The sequence below is a fragment of the Promicromonospora kroppenstedtii genome, from assembly GCF_044389675.1.
Taxonomy (GTDB): domain Bacteria; phylum Actinomycetota; class Actinomycetes; order Actinomycetales; family Cellulomonadaceae; genus Promicromonospora; species Promicromonospora kroppenstedtii.
Map to the genome: position 1 here is coordinate 25,820 of NZ_JBIRYI010000022.1, position 18,029 is coordinate 43,848.

Below are 18,029 nucleotides of genomic sequence, written 5' to 3' on the forward strand. Positions count from 1 at the left end.
CGGCACATGCTTGGACGTAGCGAGCGGGAGTCTCCCGCGCACGCGGTGCTTGCCGCGCGAATGGCGGGATGGAACGACCCGGTCGAGCTGCTCGACCTCGGGACCACGGCGGACACGCTCGCCACGGTCGCGAGCATCGAGGCCCTGGCGGCCGTGGTGCACCTGGGACACCCGGAGCACCCGGCGCCGGGCCTCGAGCGCGCCCTCCTGGAGGGCGCGCCGTCGCTCATCATGACGGCGGCCGTGGCGGTGCAGGGCCAGTGGGTCTGGGTCGGCGCCGGGGCCACGGTGGGGCAGGTCGTCATCGACGAGGCGGGCATGCGGGACTGCGCGAGCGTGCTGCGTGGCCTCGGCGTGAGCCCGCGTCTGGTGCCCACCCGCACCAGCGTCGAGGAGCGCATCGCACTCGCCGGCGAGGGCGGGTCCCTGGTGATCGAGCGGCCTCGGGTCCCGGCGGGCTTCGCGGAGCTGCCGGACAGCGCGGCCCTCGCCGAGGGTGGTCCCATCTGGTACGGGCTGCTGGAGTCCCGGGACGACTGGCCCCCGTTCACGACGCCGGCGCAGGTGTGGCTAGCGTTCGGTCCGGCCGACGACCACCTCGGCTCCCTGCAGCCCACCCTCGCGATCATCGCGGACGCCGGGCTGGACCTGGACCACCTGCGCAGCCAGCCGTCGTCGGAGGGGCCGCACGTGTTCTTCGCGTCCTTCTCCTGCCCCACGTCCGACAAGCTGTCCGTGCTGGTCGCCGCCCTGACCGACCGCGGCGTCGCGCACCGCACGCTGGCCGTGCTGCCGGGCGAGTCGTTCGTGCCCGGGCCCGACACCCTGACCCCGCGGTGGGCATGACGGCGCCGGGCGGCACCCGGGTCGCCTACCTGGGGCCGGAGGGCACGTTCACCCACCAGGCCGCGCTGCAATGGGCGCGCGGGCACGCGCCGTCCGACGTGGGGAACGACGACGCCGCCGTGACCGCCGAGCCCCTGGACACCGTCCGCGACGTGCACGACGCCGTCGCCGCGGGCGGTGCCGACGTCGGCGTGGTCGCCATCGAGTCCTCCGTGGAGGGCTACGTGGTGCCGTCCCTGGACACGCTGCTGTCCAGCGCGGACGTCGTGGCCGTCGACGAGGTGGCGCTCGACGTGTCGTTCGACGCGTTCGTGCGGCCGGGCCATGGCGAGCTGACCGAGGTCTCCGCGCACCCCCACGGGCTGGCCCAGTGCTCCGGGTTCGTGACGGGCACGGGGCTCGGGACCGCTCCGGCGTCGTCCAACGCGGCGGCCTGCCGCGACGCAGGACCGGGGACGATCGCCCTGGGCCCCACGATCTGCGGGGAGCTCTACGGCCTCGACACCTACGCGACGGCGGTGGAGGACTTCCGTGGCGGCCGCACCCGGTTCCTGGTGCTGACCCGCCGCAGTGCCGCCGCCGCGCACCTGGCGCGGTCGCGCGCGGCCGGCGAGGCGGACTGGAAGACGATGCTGGCCATCACCCCGTCGGTGACCGGTCCGGGCGTCCTGGCGCGGATCACCGCCGCGTTCGGCGACCGGGGCGTGAACATGTCGAGCCTGATCACGCGGCCGCTGAAGGCGCAGGAGAGCAGGTACGTGTTCGTGGTGACCTTCGACGAGGCGCCCTGGGCCCCCGGCGCGCGGGACGTGCTGGGTGACCTGCTCGGCGCGGGCGACGCCCTCAAGACCCTCGGCCTGTTCCCCGCCGGCGCCGGCTTCCGTGCGCTCGACGGCGTGCTCGACCCGGACCACGTCCCGGTCGGCTCGGTGTCGGCCAGGGACGAGGCACCGGCGCGCGACCGGGGCCTGCTGTGGTGAGCGTCGGCGTCGTCGGCCTGGGGCTGATCGGCGGCTCCCTCGCGCGGGCCCTCCAGGCGGCGGGCGTGCCCGTGGTCGCGACCGACCCGGTGTCGGGCGGCGAGGCCCGCGCGGCGGGACTCACGGTCGCCGACGACGTCGCCCGCCTGGCCGCGAACCGGCCCGACGTCGTGGTGCTCGCCGCGCCGCTGCGCGCCATGCGGACGGTGGCCGGCGAGCTCGCCGAGGCGCTGGCGGAGGAGCCGGGCTGGGACCCGACCGTGACCGACGTCGGCTCGGTCAAGGGGCCCGTGCGGGATGCCGTCACGGAGGCCGGGTTGGGTCAGCGGTACGTCGGCGCGCACCCGATGTCGGGCACCGAGCACAGCGGCTTCGCGGCGTCGTCGGCGACCCTGATGCAAGGGGTGCCGTGGGCGGTGACGGTGACCGGCGATACCGACCCGGAGCGGCTGCTCCAGGTGCTGCGCCTGGTCACGGGCCCGCTGGGCGGCACGGCGGCGGTGCTGACCGACGAGCTGCACGACGAGGCGGTCGCGCTCGTGTCCCACGTGCCGCACGTTCTGGCCACCCACCTCCTCGGCTCGGTGGCGAGCGCCCCGGTGCGCGACGTGGCGCTGCGGCTGGCCGCGGGCTCGTTCCGGGACGGCACGCGGGTGGGTCTCACGGACCCCCGCCGCACCGAGGCCATGGTCACCGAGAACTCGGCGTGGGTGGCCCCCGTCCTGCGGCTCGCGGCCCGGGACCTGGAGCGGCTCGCGGACGCTCTGGACTCCAACGCGCCCACGCACTGGTTCTTCGACCGTCCCGAGCCCGTGCGCGAGCGGATCCGCCCCGGTGGGACGGCGCGCGTCACGGGCCTGCGGCCGGGCGACGGCGCCGACGTCGCGGGCGCCGCGGACGTCAAGGCGGTCCCGCTCACGGGCGACTGGTCGGCCGCGCTCGTCGCGGCGTGCTCGCAGGGCGCGGTGCTGGTGGCCCTGGACCAGGGCCAGGCGTTCCTCCGCTAGCCCGAGCGCGGATTCCGGTGGTCGGCAGGATGTCAGGTGGTCGGCAGCCCGAGGAGCCGATCACCTGACGTTCTGCCGACCACTCTGCCGATCGGCGCCAGGACTACAGCGCCGCCGCCAGCGCGCGGCCCGTTGTCCGACCGGTGAAGAGGCAGCCGCCCAGGAAGGTGCCCTCCAGCGCGCGGTGCCCGTGGGCCCCGCCGCCGCCGAACCCTGCGGCCTCGCCGACGGCCCACAGGCCCTCCAGCACCTCGCCGTCGGGTGTCAGGGCGCGGCCGGTCTCGTCGCACCACAGGCCGCCCAGCGTCTTGCGGGTCAGCACCGACAGGCGCACGGCCAGCAGCGGCCCGTCCTGCGGGGCGGTCAGCGCCCGCGGCGGCGAGACGCGGATGGTCTTGTCCACGACGAAGTGCCGCGCGGCCGCCGTCGCCACGACCTGCGGGTCCTTGCCCAGGCCGGTCGCGACCTGAGCGTCCCGGGCCGCGATCAGGGCGGCCAGGGACTCCCCGTCGACGTGCCCGCGAGACCCTTCGGTGGCCTCGGTCAGCGCGTTCATCTTGGCGGCGAGCTCGGCGGGGGTGTCGGCCCAGAGGAACTCCTCCGACTGCTCGGCGAAGGTGCGCACCGGCACCGACCGACCCCGTACCCGCTCCAGGAGCAGCGGCACGGACTTGCCGGTCAGGTCGGGGTTCTGCTCGGAGCCCGACAGCGCGAACTCCTTCTCCATGATCGTCTTGTTCAGCACGAACCAGGAGTGGTCGTCGCCGCGGGTGGTCACGTGCTGGAGCGCGCCCAGGGCGTCGAACCCGGGGAACAGCGGGCCGGGCAGCCGGTTGCCGTCGGCGTCGAGCCACAGCGAGGACGGCCCGGGCAGGATCCGGATGCCGTGCCGGGTCCACACCGGCGAGTGGTTCGCGATGCCCTCCGGGTAGTGCCACATGCGGTCCTCGTGCACCAGCGCGGCGCCGGACTCGGCGGCGACGCCCAGCATGAGCCCGTCCGTGGAGTCCGGCACGCCGGACAGCATGCGCCCGGGCAGGTGCCCGGCCTCCGCGGACCAACGGGCCCGCGCCAGGTCGTGGTTGGCGCCGATGCCGCCGCTGGCGATCACGACGGCCTGGGCGGACAGCTCGACCTCGCCCGTCACGGTGCGGCTGGACGGCTCGCCGCGCCCGGCGTCGTCGTCGGCCAGGACCTCGGCGCGCACGCCGGTGACCCGGCCGTCGGTGACCACCAGGGAGGTGACCCGGTGCCGGAACCGCAGGTCGAGCAGACCCGCCCGGTTGGCCTCGTGCGCCGCGGCGACGAACGGCTCGACGACGGCGGGGCCGGTGCCCCACGTGACGTGGAAGCGCGGCACCGAGTTGCCGTGCCCGCCGGCGGGGTAGCCGCCGCGCTCCGCCCACTGCACCAGCGGGAACCAGCGCACGCCCTTGGCGTGCAGCCAGGGCCGCAGGTCGCCCGCGGCGAACTCGACGAACCCCTGGGCCCACCGGTACCCGAACCGGTCCGGGCCCTCGCCGCGCTCGGCGCCTGGATCGAACTGCGCCGACCCCAGCCAGTCGGAGAACGCGAGCTCGGCGGAGTCGCGCACCTTGAGCCGGCGCTGCTCCGGTGAGTCCACCAGGAACAGCCCGCCGAACGACCACCAGGCCTGCCCGCCCAGCGAGGCGGCCGGCTCCTGGTCGAGCAGGATGACGCGCTTGCCCGCCGCGGTCAGCTCGGTCGCCGTCACCAGGCCCGACAGGCCTGCGCCGATGACGATGACGTCGGTGTTCCCCGTGGTGCCAACGCCTTTGTTGTGGACGGAGTCAGTCATGTGGGCACTCTAGCCAGGACGGTCGCCCCGCGACAGCAGCACGTTGATGTTCAGGGCGTCCAGTGTCACCGACGTCCGGGGGCCCCGCTCGTCGGCGGGCACCTCGGGGGCGTCCCACGCGGAGTCCCAGACCAGCTCCCAGGGCGCCGCGCCGTCGCGCGGCGGCAGCGTCATCTCGACGTCGTCGAGGCCGCCGTTGAGGACCAGCAGCACGTCGGCGTCGCCCGCCGACGGGCCGGGCCGCAGCATCTGCAGCACGCGTCGCCCGGGCTGGTTCCAGGTGTCCACCTCCATGGGCGCACCCGTCTCGGAGTACCAGAGCAGGTCCGGGTCGGTCTCGTACGGTCGCGGCGAGCCCAGGTAGAACGAGTCCGCGCGCAGCGCCGGGTGCTCGCGGCGCAGCGCCAGCAGGTAGCGCGTGGTCTCCAGGAGGTCCGTGGCGGCGTCGTCCAGGGCCCACCGGATCCAGGACGTCTCGTTGTCCTGCACGTAGGCGTTGTTGTTGCCGCCCTGGCTGCGGCCCAGCTCGTCGCCCGCCGTCAGCATGGGCGTGCCCGCCGCCAGGAGCAGCGTGGCCAGCAGGTTGCGCTGCGACTTGCGGCGTGGCGGCACGATCGCCTGCCACGGGTCCGTGGTCGCGTCGTCGCCCGACGACGTGTGGCCCTCGATGCCGTGGTTCCACGACAGGTTGTTGTCCGAGCCGTCGCGGTTGTCCTCGCCGTTCGCCTCGTTGTGCTTGTGGTCGTAGGCCACCAGGTCGGCCAGCGTGAAGCCGTCATGCGCCGTCACGTAGTTGACCGACGCGACCGGGCCGCGCACCAGCGGCGGGTCGCCCGGCCCGAACAGGTCGGCGCTCCCGGCCAGGCGCGTCGCCAGGTCGCGCAGCCCGCGCATCTCCTGCCCGCGCACCCCCTGCTTGGGCGCGTCCAGCCAGAACCCCCGCGCGGCGTCGCGGAACCGGTCGTTCCACTCCGCCATCGGCGGCGGGAACGAGCCCGTCTGCCAGCCGCCCGGCCCCACGTCCCACGGCTCCATGATCAGCTTGAGCCCTGACAGCACCGGGTCCGTCTGCAGTGCCACCAGGAACGGGTGGTCCGGGTCGAACCCCACGTTGCCCCGGCCGAGCGTCACCGCCAGGTCGAACCGGTACCCGTCCACGCCCACGGTCTGCGCCCAGTACCGCAGCGAGTCCAGCGCGAGCTGGATCACCCGCGGACGCCGGAAGTCGAGCGAGTTGCCCGTGCCCGTGACGTCCGCGAGAGCCGCCGGCGAGGCGCCGTCGTGCAGGTAGTACACCGGGTTGTCCAGGCCGCGCCAGGCCAGGTGCAGGCTGTCGTCGCCGCCCTCGCACGTGTGGTTGTAGACCACGTCGAGCAGCACCTCGATACCCGCCTCGTGCAGCAGGTGGACCATGCCCCGCACCTCGTCCAGCACCGCCTCCGCACCCTGCTCCTGCGCGGCCCGGGTCGCGTACGCCGCGTTGGGTGCGAAGAACCCGAGCGTGCTGTAGCCCCAGTAGTTCGTCAGCCCGTGCGCCGCCAGCCGTGGCTCGGCCACGCTCTTGTGGATCGGCAGCAGCTCCAGCGTCGTCACCCCGAGGCTCTTCAGGTGCTCGACGACGGCCGGGTGCGCCATCCCCGCGTACGTGCCCCGCAGCTCCTCGGGGATGTCCTCGCGCAGCATCGTCAGCCCGCGCACGTGGGCCTCGTAGACCACCGTCTCGGCCCACGGCACACGCGGCCGGGTCAGGGGAGGGGGCGGCGGCAGCTGCCCGACGACGACGGAGTGCGGCACGTACGCCAGCGAGTCGGTCTCGTCCGGGGCGCCGTACGGGTCGCCCAGCCACCAGCCGTCCTCGCGCTCCGTGCTCACCGACCCGACCACCTCGGGCCCGTACCGCAGCCGCCCCGCGAACCCGCGGGCGTAGGGGTCCACCAGCAGCTTGGCCGGGTTGTGCCGCATCCCCGCGCGCGGCTCCCACGGTCCGTACACCCGGAAGCCATAGCGCTGACCAGGCGCGACATCCGGCACGTGCGTGTGCCAGACCCCGTACACCGGACCCACCATCTCGAACCGGCGCTCGCGGTACCGGGCCGGGTCGTGCTCGTCCAGGGCCGGGTCGGTGACGTCGATCAGGCACAGGTCCACGGCGGTCGCGTGCGACGCGAGGACTGCCGCGTCGATGCCGCCGTCGGGCGTGACGTACACGCCGAGCGGCGGCACGTGGCTGCGGCGGGCGGACGGCCGGATGAGCGGCCGGACGACCGGACGCGGCACCGGGTCACCCGGCGCTCGCTGCGGTTCTGCTCGACGTGACTGCGACATATACCCCATCGTCTCAGGCCCGCTCCTGGACCGGATCCGTCCCACGCCGCCGGACGTCGTACGGTTACCCCATGCGCATCGTGGTCACCGCCAAGTACGTCCCGGACATCAACACGGAGCGTGGTTTCTCCGAGGGCCGCGTGGTGCGCACCGCCGGGGAGGGCACCCTCAACGAGCTCGACGAGAACGCGATCGAGGCCGCCCTGCGGCTGGTCGAGGCCGAGCGGGAGGCCGGCCGCCTCGGGCCCGACGAGGGCGAGGTGGTCGTGGTCACCATGGCCGGTCCCGACGGCGACGTCGCGCTGCGCAAGGCGTTCCAGCTCGGCGTGGACCGCGGCATCCGCGTGTCCGACGACGCCCTGGCCGGCTCCGACTACTTCGGCACCGCAGCGGTGCTCGCCGCCGCCGTCCGCAAGCTGGGCGAGCAGGCGCCCGTCGACCTCGTGGTGACCGGCATGGCCGCCCTGGACGGCCTGGGCTCCGTGGTCCCGACGCTGCTCGGCGCCGAGCTCGGCCTGCCCACGCTGAACCTCGCCAAGAAGGTCGAGCTGGCAGACGGCGCGCTGACGATCACGCGCGAGATCGACGACGTCACCGAGTCCCTGACCGCGCCGCTGCCGGCCGTCCTGTCCGTGACGGACGGGGCCAACCAGCCGCGGTTCCCCGGGTTCAAGCTCATCATGGCGGCGCGCAGCAAGGAGATCGAGGTCTGGTCGCCGGCCGACCTCGGGCTCGACCCCGCCGTCGCGGGCACGGCCGGTGCCCGTACCGCGACGCTGTCGGCGGCACCTCGCCCGGCGCGCCCCGAGGTGGAGCTCGTCACCGACAAGGGCGAGGGTGGCGTGGCACTGGCCGACTTCCTGATCCGCAACGACCTGGTGTGAGACCAGGCCCTACCGAGCCTGGACCGACCAGCCTGAGAGGCATGTCATGACCAACCGCACCGTCCTGGTCCTGCTGGACCCCGCGACCGAGGTCCGCACCAGCACGCTGGAGCTGCTCACCATCGCCCGCGGCCTGGGCCGGGTCGAGGCAGTCGCCCTGGAGGCGCCGACCGTCGAGGTGCTGGCGCAGCTCGGCGCGTACGGCGTCGAGACCGTGCACCAGGCGGAGCCTGCTCGCGCGGGCGCGTGCGTGAGCGGTGACGAGCTGCACCTGCCCGCCGTCGTCGCGGCCGCGCTGGCAGCCGCCGTGCGCCTGACGGACGCCGACGTGGTGCTGCTGCCCACGTCGTTCGCCGCCAAGGAGGCCGCCGCCCTGGCCGCGCACGACCTGGGCGCGGGCCTCGTGATCGACGCCTCCGCCGTGCGTGACGTGGACGGCCGGGTCGTGGCCGGCAAGCGGGTGTTCGCCGGCTCGTGGGACACCGAGTGCGCGGTGACGTCCGACGTCGCCGTGGTCACGGTCCGCGCCAACTCCGCGGTCGCGCAGCCCGCGCCGGCCGCCGTCGAGCCGGTGACCGAGGGCTACGCCGTCGAGGTCGCCGCCTCCCCGGTCACGCTGCTGTCCCGCACGGTCAAGGCCGACACGAGCGGCCGGCCGCCGCTGGACCAGGCCGCCGTGGTGGTGGCCGGCGGGCGCGGTACCGACGGCGACTTCGGTCCCGTCGAGGACCTCGCGGACGCGCTCGGCGCCGCGGTCGGCGCGTCCCGCGACGCCGCGTTCGAGGGCTGGTGGGACTCGTACGTGGGGCAGACGGGCGTGACGATCGCCCCGCGGGTGTACATCGGCGCAGGCATCTCCGGCGCGCCCCACCACCGCGGCGGCATGCAGGCGTCCCAGGTGATCGTCGCCGTGAACAGCGACCCGGAGGCGCCGATCTTCGAGATCTGCGACTTCGCCGTCGTGGGGCAGCTCGCCGACGTGCTCCCGCAGGCCGCGGCGGAGATCCGCAAGCACAAGGCCTGAGGCCCGGGCCGAGGTCCGGCGGTTCCCGGGCCGGCCTTGCCGACCGACTCGCAGGGCGGCCGGGCCCGCTCTCCTTCGAGGCCTATGTTTCTTCGCTCTCGGCTGCCGCAGAGCGAAGAAACTCAGGCCTCGAAGGGGACGGCACCAGGAAGGTGCGCCGGCCCCCTCCGAGGTGGTGGAATGACGTGATGGAGCCGTTCGTGATCCCCGCACGCGGCCTCGGGCCCGCCGAGCGGCGCCGGGTCGCGCGGCACCTCCTGCTCGACGGCTTCGGACTCGCCGCCCAGGAGCGTCTCGCCGCGTCGCGGGTGGTCGTCGTCGGCGCGGGCGGCCTCGGCTCGCCGGTGCTCCAGTACCTCGCGGCGGCGGGCGTGGGCACGCTCGGCATCATCGACGACGACGCCGTCGACGTCTCCAACCTGCAGCGCCAGGTGCTGCACACCGCGGCCGACGTCGGACGGGGCAAGACCGAGTCGGCCGCCGACGCGCTGCGCGGGCTGGCCCCCGAGGTCGAGGTGATCGCCCACCGCGAGCGGCTCACAAGGGACAACGCGGCCGCGATCCTGGGTGGCTACCACCTGGTGGTCGACGGCTCCGACACCTATCAGACGCGCTACGCCGTGTCCGACGCGGCCGCGGGCCTCGGCCTGCCCGTCGTCTGGGGCACGGTGCTGGGCTGGGACGGTCAGGTGAGCGTGTTCTGGTCGGCCGCGCCGGACGGGCACGCGATCACGTACCCCGACGTGTTCGGCCCGCAGCCGCCCGAGGGGGAGTCCTGCGAGACGGTGGGCGTGCTGAGCCCCGCCTGCGGCGTGGTCGGCTCGACCATGGCGGTCGAGGCGGTCAAGCTCCTAACCGGCACGGGGGACCCGGCGCTGGGCCGGCTGCTGGCCTACGACGCGCGCACCTCGGGATGGGACACGATCGAGCTGGCGGCGCCGGCGCCGTCGGCGGAGGTGCCCGCTCCGGCTACGTCCGGGGAGCACGGGGCCGGGGCGCCGGCCCCCGGGACGCTCCAGGAACCACGGCCGACGCCGCCCGCCGACGCCCGGCCGCCCGCCGGCGTCCTGCTCCTCGACGTCGGCCTGGTCCCGGGCGCGGTACCGGGCGCCGTCTTCGCGCGCCTGGAGGACCTCGCCGCCGGCCGCTTCCCGGCCGAGCTGCTGGACCACCCTGCCGACCGGCCCGTGGTCGTCGTGTGCGAGCGCGGCCTGCGCTCCCGCGGCGCCGAGCAGCTCCTGCGCGCCGAGGGCTGGCTGGACGTCACGAGCCGCGCTCTCGTCGGCTAGCGGCTGCTCCCGCCGCGGCCCCACCTCCTGGCCACCTTCCGTTCACCCGGGCGTACCTGACCTTTCGTAGGGCAGACATCGCCTGCTCCTAGGTTGACGACGTCCCACCCCCCTTTTCGGACCGGAGAGCCTCCGATGACGATCGCCCCTGAGAACCGCCCGCTGCTGACGGTGCACACGCATGCGCGTGGCAAGCGCAGCCCTGTGACCTGTCGCCTCAAGTGCAACGACGCGTGCCTGCACCCCGCTCCCAACGAGAGCGCCAACGAGTACTTCAAGGACGTCGTGAGCTCGGTGCTGTCGCGCCGCGCGATGCTCGGCACCCTGGCGGTCGCCGCCGGTGCCGTCGTGATCGGCGCCCAGGGCGTCACCGACGCGCCGTCGGCCGAGGCCGCGACGCTGCCCGAGGGCCGGTTCCCGGGCGGTGGCCACGGCAAGGGCCTGTCCTTCGGCGCCATCGACCCGCAGCCCGTCGACGTCGACGCCCTGGTGGTCCCCGAGGGCTACACCTGGGACCCGATCATCCGCTGGGGCGACCCGATCCTCCCGGGCGGCCGCACGTTCGACCCGAACAACCAGTCGCCGGAGCAGCAGGCCAAGCAGTTCGGCTACAACTGCGACTACCTCGACATCCTGCCGATCCGTCCCGGTGAGAAGCACCGCGGGACGCGCGGCATCCTGGTCTCGAACCTCGAGTACACCAACCCCGAGATCATGTTCCCGCCGACCGATAAGTACTGGGACGTCGCCGCCGACGGCAGCCGCACCAAGAACGCGTACTCGCGCGCGATCGAGCGGGCCGCGCACGGCATGGCCGTCGTCGAGGTCCGTCGTCGCGGCACCGGCAAGCCGTGGGACTACCAGCGCATCAGCGTGCTGAACCGCCGCATCCACCTGGACACCGAGTTCGTGCTCGACGGCCCGGCGGCCGGCTCCGACCTGCTCAAGACGGTCGCCGACCCCACGGGCAAGCGCGTCTTCGGCACCATGAACAACTGCGCGGGCGGCACCACGCCCTGGGGCACCGTGCTGTCGGGCGAGGAGAACTTCAACGGCTACTTCGTGGCCGCGGGAGCGAACCCGACCGCCGACGCCCGGTACGGCATCGGCAGCTCCACCAGCTACGGCTGGGAGGCCGACGAGCCGCGCTTCGCGCAGTCCGAGGGCTATGAGAACGAGGCCAACCGCTTCGGCTGGATCGTCGAGCTGGACCCGTACGACCCGCAGGCGAAGCCCGTCAAGCACACCGCGATGGGCCGGTTCAAGCACGAGGGCGCCAACGTCACGCTGTCCGCCAAGGGCCACGCCGTGGCGTACATGGGCGACGACCAGGCGTTCGACTACGTCTACAAGTTCGTGTCCAAGGAGCGGGTCGCCAAGGGCGAGTCCCGCTGGGCGCGCACCCACAACAAGACCCTGCTGTCCGAGGGCGACCTGTTCGTCGCGAAGTTCACGGGCGACTCGCCGGCCGCGCAGATCGACGGCTCGGGTGCGGTCCCGGCCGACGGTGCCTTCGACGGTACGGGCGAGTGGCTCCCGCTGGTCAAGGACGGCCGCAGCAAGGTGCCGGGCATGTCCGTCGAGGAGGTGCTGGTCTACACGCGCCTGGCCGCGGACAAGGTGGGCGCCACCAAGATGGACCGCCCGGAGGACGTCGAGATCAGCCCGGTCACGGGCCGCATCTACGTGGCCTGCACCAACAACTCGGGCCGCACCCCGGGCAACGCGACCGAGGGTGCCACCGAGGCGAACCCGCGCACCCACAAGGTCGTGGGCGGCGCCACTGTCAACGGCAACCGGGACGGCCACGTGGTCGAGATCATCCCGTCCGGCGACCAGACGTCCACGCGCTTCACGTGGAACCTGCTGCTGGTCGCGGGCGACCCCGCCGTCGAGGGCACGTACTTCGCGGGCTACCCGAAGGACCGCGTCTCGCCGATCTCCTGCCCGGACAACCTCGCGTTCGACGCCGAGGGCAACCTCTGGATCTCGACGGACGGCCAGCCCAGCTCGTCGGGGATCGCGAAGTGCGACGGCCTGTTCAAGGTGCCGGTCGCGGGCCGCGAGCGCGGTCACGTCCAGCAGTTCCTCTCGGTGCCCGCGGGCGCCGAGACCTGCGGGCCGCTGGTCGACTCGCGCGACGGCATGGTCTACGTGAACGTGCAGCACCCGGGCGAGAACGGCAGCTTCGAGGCGCCGGACTCGTTCTTCCCGGACTACGTGGCCGCCGGCGTCCGCCCGGAGGCGGGCGACTTCCGCGGGCCGCGCCCGACGGTGGTCCAGGTCTACCGCGACCGCCACTGACCCGGGTCCGCTGACCTGACCCGCTGAGTGCGGGATCGCTGGTGGGGGGGGGGGGGGACCCCCCCGGGGGGGGGGGCCCCCCCGCCCCCCCCCCCCGGGGGGGGGGGGGGGGGGGGCGGGCCCCCCCCCCCCCCCCGGGGCCCCCCCCCCCCCCACCAGCGATCCCGCACTTTGCATGCATAACGCTTTGACGTCTTTGGGGTCGGCATGTCGGTGGCTCGCGCTAGGTTGCGCTCGTGTCGCACACCGAGCCGTGGCCGAGCATCGTCGAGGACGCCCGGCACTACCCGTCCCCGCACAACTCCCAGCCCATCAAGCTGCGGCCGGTGGACGAGTCCACCGCCGAGCTCTACTACGACCTCGACCTCGGGCTGCCCGCGGAGTCGTTCGGCATCCCGTTCGGGCACGTCTGCGCCGGCGTCTTCCTGGAGTCGCTGCGCACCGTCGCCGAGGGGCTCGGGTACGGGGTCGAGGAGAGCATCGACGACGGCGAGATGGACTTCGCCGGCACCGACCGCCTGCACGGCCTGGGTACGGTCCGGCTCGTCCCGCGCCCGGTGTCCGACGGCGCCCGCGCGCGGCTGGAGCTCTTCCGGTCCCGCCAGACCTCGCGCCGTCCCTACGACGCCCGCCTCGTGCCCGACGACGTCGTGGCCGCCGCGGCCGACGTCGCACGCGGTGCCGGGCACACGTTCCGCACGACCGCCGACCGCGCCGTCGTGCGCCGGCTTGTGCACATCAACCAGGCCACGCTGTTCTCCGACCTGCGCAACGACGCGGTGTACGAGGAGATCATGACGTGGCTGCGGTTCAGCAAGGACGACGCCCGGGAGCGGGGCGACGGCCTGAGCGCCGAGGCCATGCTCATGCCCGGGGGTCTGCTCCGGTTCGCCATGAGCCACCGCGGCCTGTGGGACGCGCCGGTGGTCGGCGGGGCGATCCGCGCGATGTACCTGAACACGATGCGCGGGGTGCGGCAGCTCGGCTGGCTGGAGGGCCCGTTCGCGCGGCCGGCCGACCACATCGAGGCCGGGCGCACCTTCATGCGCCTGTGGCTCGAGCTCACCGCCCACGGCGTGCGGCTGCACCCGTTCGGGACGGTGATCACCAACCCCGGCTCGCACGAGGCCTTCGCGCGGGAGATCTCCGCCGACGAGAGCGGCGACCGCATGGCCTGGATGCTGTTCCGGTTCGGGTACAGCAAGACCCCGCCGGTGGCGCACCGCCGTCCGGCCGCCTCGATGCTGCTGGGAGCCGACCGATGAGACGAGTTCTCGCCTTCACCCTCGTGGCCCTCGTGGACGCCGTGGTGTGCCCGCTGACCCACAGCGTCCACACGCACAAGGTGCTGCTCGGGCCGGGCATCGAGCCGCTGCGCTGGTGGCTCGGCCGGCTGCGGGCCTGGCGCACGTTCGACCTCGCGGCACGCGAGGTGCCCGCCTACCGCGCGTTCCTCGCCGAGCACGGCCGCGACAGCAGGCTGCGCCACACGGGCTCGCTGGCCGAGACGTTCCGGGGCATCCCCGAGATGGACAAGGAGTCCTACGTCAAGCGGTGGAGCATCCCCGAGCGCTGCATCGGCGGCACCCTGCCGCGGCGCGGCGTCGTCGTCGACGAGTCCTCCGGGAGCTCGGGCACGCCCACGAGCTGGGTGCGCGGCCGCGAGGAGCGCGCCGCGACCCGCCAGCTGCTCCAGGTGGGCTTCGCGCGGACGGCGTCGTCCCTGCGCAAGAAGCCGTTCGTGCTGAACGCCTTCTCGCTGGGGGCCTGGGCCACCGGCATGAACGTCACGTCCTCGCTCACCGAGGTCACGATGATCAAGTCCTGCGGCCCCGACAAGGACAAGATCATCGCCACGATGCAGGAGTTCGGGACCGACTACACCTACATCATCACCAGCTACCCGCCGTTCCTGAAGTCCCTGTTCGAGGACGACCGGCTGGACTGGGCCGCCTACGACATCGTGGCCGCGTTCGGCGGTGAGGGCATCAGCGAGAACATGCGCTCGCACATCCTGAGGTACGCCCACAGCGTGTTCGGCTCGTACGGGGCCAGCGACCTGGAGATCAACCTCAGCATCGAGACCGACTTCACCGTCGCGCTGCGCCGCGCCGTCGCCGCCGACCCGCGGCTGTCCGAGCGGCTGACCCGGACCGGCGAGTACGGCGTCCTCCCGATGATCTTCCAGTTCAACCCGTTCGACTACCTCGTGGAGACCAACGACGCCGGCGAGCTCGTCGTCACCATCGCCCGCGACCGGAACATCAACCCCCGCGTCCGGTACAACATCCACGACCGCGGCCACGTGCTGCGCGTCCGTGACGTGCTGCCCGTGCTCAAGGAGCTCGGCCACCACGACGTCGTCGCCGAGAAGTTCCTCGACCTGCCGCTGCTGTTCCACTACGGCCGGTCCGACCTGTCCGTCGACTACAACGGCGCAGTCATCGGCCCCGACGCCCTGCGCGACGTCGTGCACAGCGACCCCGAGCTCCTCGAGGCGGTCGAGAACCACCGTCTGATCAGCTACGAGGACGACAACGGCGACCGCCAGCTGCACATCGCGCTCCAGCTCAGCGCCGCCGCGACGCAGGACGGCACGCTGGACCAGGACCGGTACCGCGCCTTCGTCGTCACCGAGCTGCGTCGCCGCAACGGTGACTTCGACAACGGAGTGCGCACCGCCCCCGCCGGTACGCTGCCCACCATCGCCTTCTACGCCCACCGCACCGGACCGTTCGCCACGGACAGCGGCAAGCTCAAGAACGAGTACGTCTGGCAGCTGCCCGCGGGCGCCCTGGAGCAGTGGGAGACCGACCTGGGCCACGTGTTCCCCAGGGAGTGAGACCGGCGTGGGCCGGGCGCGGGTCCGGCGTGGGCATAGCGCGGCTCACACCTCGGGAAGCGTTCCCGCCCCCGAAGCGTTCGTATGCTTGATGATCGTGACCACTCCACCCCCTGACCCGGCGCGCACGCCCCTGACGGCGAGCGGCGCCCACGGTGAGCAGCCCCGCGAGCCCGAAGGGGCGTACCTCGACCACGCCGCCACCACGCCCATGTCGGCGGCGGCGCTCGCGGCGTACGTCGCCGAGGCGCAGCGCACCGGCAACGCGTCGTCGCTGCACTCCGCGGGCCGTACGTCGCGCCGCGCCGTCGAGGAGGCGCGCGAGACCGTGGCGGGATCGCTGGGCGCCCGGCCGAGCGAGGTCATCTTCACCTCGGGCGGCACCGAGGCGGACAACCTCGCGATCAAGGGCATCTTCTGGGGACGCCGCGCGCAGGACACGCGCCGCACCCGCGTGCTCGTCTCCGCCGTCGAGCACCACGCCGTGCTCGACCCCGCGTTCTGGCTCGCGGGCCACGCGGGCGCGGAGATCGTGCTGCTGCCCGTCGACGCCGAGGGCCGGCTCGACCTCGACGCCCTGCGCGCCGAGCTCGCCGCCCACGCCGCCGAGACCGCGCTGATCAGCGTCATGTGGGCCAACAACGAGGTCGGCACGATCCAGCCGGTCCGCGACGTCGTGCGCGCGGCCCGGCCCTACGGCATCCCCGTGCACACCGACGCCGTCCAGGCGGTCGGCCAGGCCGAGGTCGACTTCGCGGAGTCCGGCGTGGACGCCATGACCGTCTCGGCCCACAAGATCGGCGGCCCCGTCGGCGTCGGCGCGCTGCTCGCCCGGCGCGACCTCGCGCTCGACGCCGTGCTGCACGGCGGCGGCCAGGAGCGCGGCGTGCGGTCCGGCACGCTGGACGCGGCCTCGATCGCGGCCTTCGGCGTCGCCACCCGGCACGCCGTCGACTGCCTGCCCCAGCGTGCCGCGCGCCTGCGCGCGCTGCGCGACGACCTGGTCGCCCGGGTGCGGGACGCCGCGCCGTCCGCGGTGCTGCGCGGCCCAGAGCCCGCGGCGGGCGACCGGCTGCCCGGCAACGCGCACTTCACGTTCCCCGGTGCGGAGGGCGACTCCCTGCTCTACCTGCTGGACTCCGCGGGCGTGCAGGCCTCCACCGGTTCGGCGTGCCAGGCCGGGGTGCCGCAGCCGTCGCACGTGCTGCTCGCCATGGGCGTCCCCGAGGCCGAGGCCCGCGGCGCCCTGCGCTTCACGCTCGGGGCGACGTCCACCGAGTCCGACGTCGACCGGCTCGTGGCCGCCCTGCCGCAGGTCGTGGCGCGGGCACAGGCCGCGGGCCTCGTGTCCGGCCGCGCGATGGGTGGTGCCTCGTGAGGGTGCTGGCCGCCATGTCGGGCGGCGTGGACTCCGCGGTCGCGGCCGCGCTCGCGGTCGAGGCCGGGCACGACGTCGTGGGCGTGCACATGGCGCTCTCGCGCAACCGGGACCAGTTCCGCACGGGCTCGCGCGGCTGCTGCTCCATCGAGGACGCCGGCGACGCCCGCCGGGCCGCCGACATGCTCGGCATCCCGTACTACGTGTGGGACCTGTCCGAGCGCTTCGAGGACACCGTCGTCGCCGACTTCCTCTCCGAGTACGAGGCGGGCCGCACCCCCAACCCGTGCGTGCGCTGCAACGAGCACATCAAGTTCGAGGCGCTGCTCGACAAGGCGACGGCCCTCGGGTTCGACGCCGTGGCCACCGGCCACTACGCGCAGATCGTCACGCGCGAGGTCGCGCTGCCCGACGGCGGCGCGCGCACCGTGCGCGAGCTGCACCGCTCGCCGAACGACGCCAAGGACCAGTCGTACGTGCTGGCCGTGGCGGGGCCCGAGCGCCTGGCGCGGGCCATGTTCCCGCTCGGCGGCTTCGCGTCCAAGGACGAGGTGCGGGCCGAGGCCGAGCGCCGCGGCCTGTCGGTCTCGGCCAAGCCCGACTCCTACGACATCTGCTTCGTGGCCGACGGCGACACCCGCGGCTTCCTGCGCGACCGCCTGGGCTCCCGCCCGGGCGAGGTCGTGGACGTCGACGGCGAGGTGGTCGGCGAGCACGACGGCGCCTACGCCTTCACCGTGGGGCAGCGGCGCGGGCTCGCCCTGGGCCGGCCCGCCGCCGACGGCAGGGCACGCTATGTGGTGGACGTGCAGCCCTCGACGAACACCGTGGTCGTGGGGCCGGCCGAGCTGCTGAGCGTGGACCGGATCGCGGGGGAGAAGTCCCTGTGGTTCGAAGGCGTGCTGCCTGGCGGCGAAGGGACGGCGGGCCGTGCGGCGGCGGACGGCGGGGTGCCGGACGGCGCCGTCGTACCCGACGCGGACGGCTGGTTCGACGCCGAGGTGCAGGTCCGGGCGCACGGTGCGCCCGTCCCGGCGCGCGTGCGGGCCGACGGCGCCTCGCTCGAGGTGGCGCTGACAGGCACGCCGCTGCGGGGCGTGGCCCCGGGCCAGTCCCTGGTGGTCTACCGCGACACGCGGGTGCTCGGCCAGGCCACGGTCGCGCGCTCCTGGCGCGCGCCGGCGGCCTGAGCCCGGCCTGGCCTGCCCCGGCCTGAGCCCGGCCCGGCCTGAGCCCGGCCTGCGGGGCGGCCCGACGTGCGCCCGGCCCCGTCGTCGTCGGGACCCGGCCCGCCCGAGCCGTACCCTCGGGTCTGTACCTTCGGCGCGGGC

At 74.1% G+C, this 18,029-nt stretch carries 13 protein-coding genes; 11 read left to right on the forward strand and 2 right to left on the reverse strand.

Annotated features, from left to right (window positions below; all coding sequences use genetic code 11):
* The first annotated feature begins 6 nt into the window (after positions 1 to 6).
* The 3 genes from ACH47X_RS25170 to ACH47X_RS25180 are packed head-to-tail and all read left to right on the forward strand — an operon-like array spanning position 7 to position 2,833.
* Entirely contained in the window at positions 7 to 846 is an 840-nt protein-coding gene (locus ACH47X_RS25170; RefSeq protein ID WP_397407939.1) for a hypothetical protein, read from the forward strand.
* Complete coding sequence (locus tag ACH47X_RS25175) at positions 843 to 1,826, forward strand: prephenate dehydratase (protein WP_397407992.1); 984 nt, start codon at positions 843 to 845, stop codon at positions 1,824 to 1,826. The genes ACH47X_RS25170 and ACH47X_RS25175 overlap by 4 nt, the downstream gene beginning before the upstream one ends.
* Positions 1,823 to 2,833: a prephenate dehydrogenase gene (locus tag ACH47X_RS25180; RefSeq protein ID WP_397407941.1), complete on the forward strand. Its 1,011-nt coding sequence runs from the start codon at positions 1,823 to 1,825 to the stop codon at positions 2,831 to 2,833. The genes ACH47X_RS25175 and ACH47X_RS25180 overlap by 4 nt, the downstream gene beginning before the upstream one ends.
* A 103-nt stretch (positions 2,834 to 2,936) precedes the next feature.
* Here ACH47X_RS25180 and ACH47X_RS25185 read toward each other — a convergent pair whose 3' ends face one another.
* Together ACH47X_RS25185 and glgX are read right to left on the reverse strand one after the other, a co-directional pair.
* Complete coding sequence (locus ACH47X_RS25185; protein ID WP_397407943.1) at positions 2,937 to 4,652, reverse strand: FAD-binding dehydrogenase; 1,716 nt, start codon at positions 4,650 to 4,652, stop codon at positions 2,937 to 2,939.
* 9 nt (positions 4,653 to 4,661) lie between these two features.
* Positions 4,662 to 6,977 carry a glycogen debranching protein GlgX gene (gene glgX, locus ACH47X_RS25190; RefSeq protein WP_397407945.1) on the reverse strand — a complete coding sequence of 772 codons (2,316 nt, stop codon included), beginning with the start codon at positions 6,975 to 6,977 and terminating at the stop codon, positions 4,662 to 4,664.
* A gap of 71 nt (positions 6,978 to 7,048) precedes the next feature.
* On the opposite strand from glgX, the gene ACH47X_RS25195 reads away from it, so the two are divergent.
* The 8 genes from ACH47X_RS25195 to mnmA all read left to right on the forward strand — a co-directional run bounded on the left by ACH47X_RS25195 (position 7,049) and on the right by mnmA (position 17,888).
* The gene (locus ACH47X_RS25195; protein ID WP_397407947.1) at positions 7,049 to 7,861 is read left to right on the forward strand and encodes an electron transfer flavoprotein subunit beta/FixA family protein; all 813 of its coding nucleotides are present in this window, start codon (positions 7,049 to 7,051) and stop codon (positions 7,859 to 7,861) included.
* 46 nt (positions 7,862 to 7,907) lie between these two features.
* On the forward strand, positions 7,908 to 8,885 hold the full coding sequence (locus ACH47X_RS25200; protein WP_397407949.1) for an electron transfer flavoprotein subunit alpha/FixB family protein: 978 nt from the start codon (positions 7,908 to 7,910) through the stop codon (positions 8,883 to 8,885).
* 188 nt (positions 8,886 to 9,073) lie between these two features.
* Positions 9,074 to 10,174, forward strand: coding sequence for a ThiF family adenylyltransferase (locus ACH47X_RS25205; protein ID WP_397407951.1), 1,101 nt, complete (start codon positions 9,074 to 9,076; stop codon positions 10,172 to 10,174).
* A 135-nt stretch (positions 10,175 to 10,309) separates the two neighbouring features.
* Positions 10,310 to 12,478 (forward strand): PhoX family protein, encoded by a 2,169-nt coding sequence (locus ACH47X_RS25210; protein ID WP_397407953.1) that lies wholly within the window; start codon positions 10,310 to 10,312, stop codon positions 12,476 to 12,478.
* A 236-nt stretch (positions 12,479 to 12,714) separates the two neighbouring features.
* Entirely contained in the window at positions 12,715 to 13,743 is a 1,029-nt protein-coding gene (locus ACH47X_RS25215) for a hypothetical protein (protein WP_397407955.1), read from the forward strand.
* Positions 13,740 to 15,320, forward strand: a complete 1,581-nt coding sequence (locus ACH47X_RS25220) for a CoF synthetase (RefSeq protein ID WP_397407957.1) — start codon at positions 13,740 to 13,742, stop codon at positions 15,318 to 15,320. Before ACH47X_RS25215 ends, ACH47X_RS25220 begins: the two co-directional genes overlap by 4 nt.
* 211 nt (positions 15,321 to 15,531) lie before the next feature.
* A complete protein-coding gene (locus ACH47X_RS25225) occupies positions 15,532 to 16,698 on the forward strand; it encodes a cysteine desulfurase family protein (RefSeq protein ID WP_397407994.1) in 1,167 nt (388 codons plus the stop codon).
* Positions 16,695 to 17,888, forward strand: coding sequence for a tRNA 2-thiouridine(34) synthase MnmA (gene mnmA / locus ACH47X_RS25230; protein ID WP_397407959.1), 1,194 nt, complete (start codon positions 16,695 to 16,697; stop codon positions 17,886 to 17,888). Before ACH47X_RS25225 ends, mnmA begins: the two co-directional genes overlap by 4 nt.
* Positions 17,889 to 18,029: the final 141 nt, after the last annotated feature.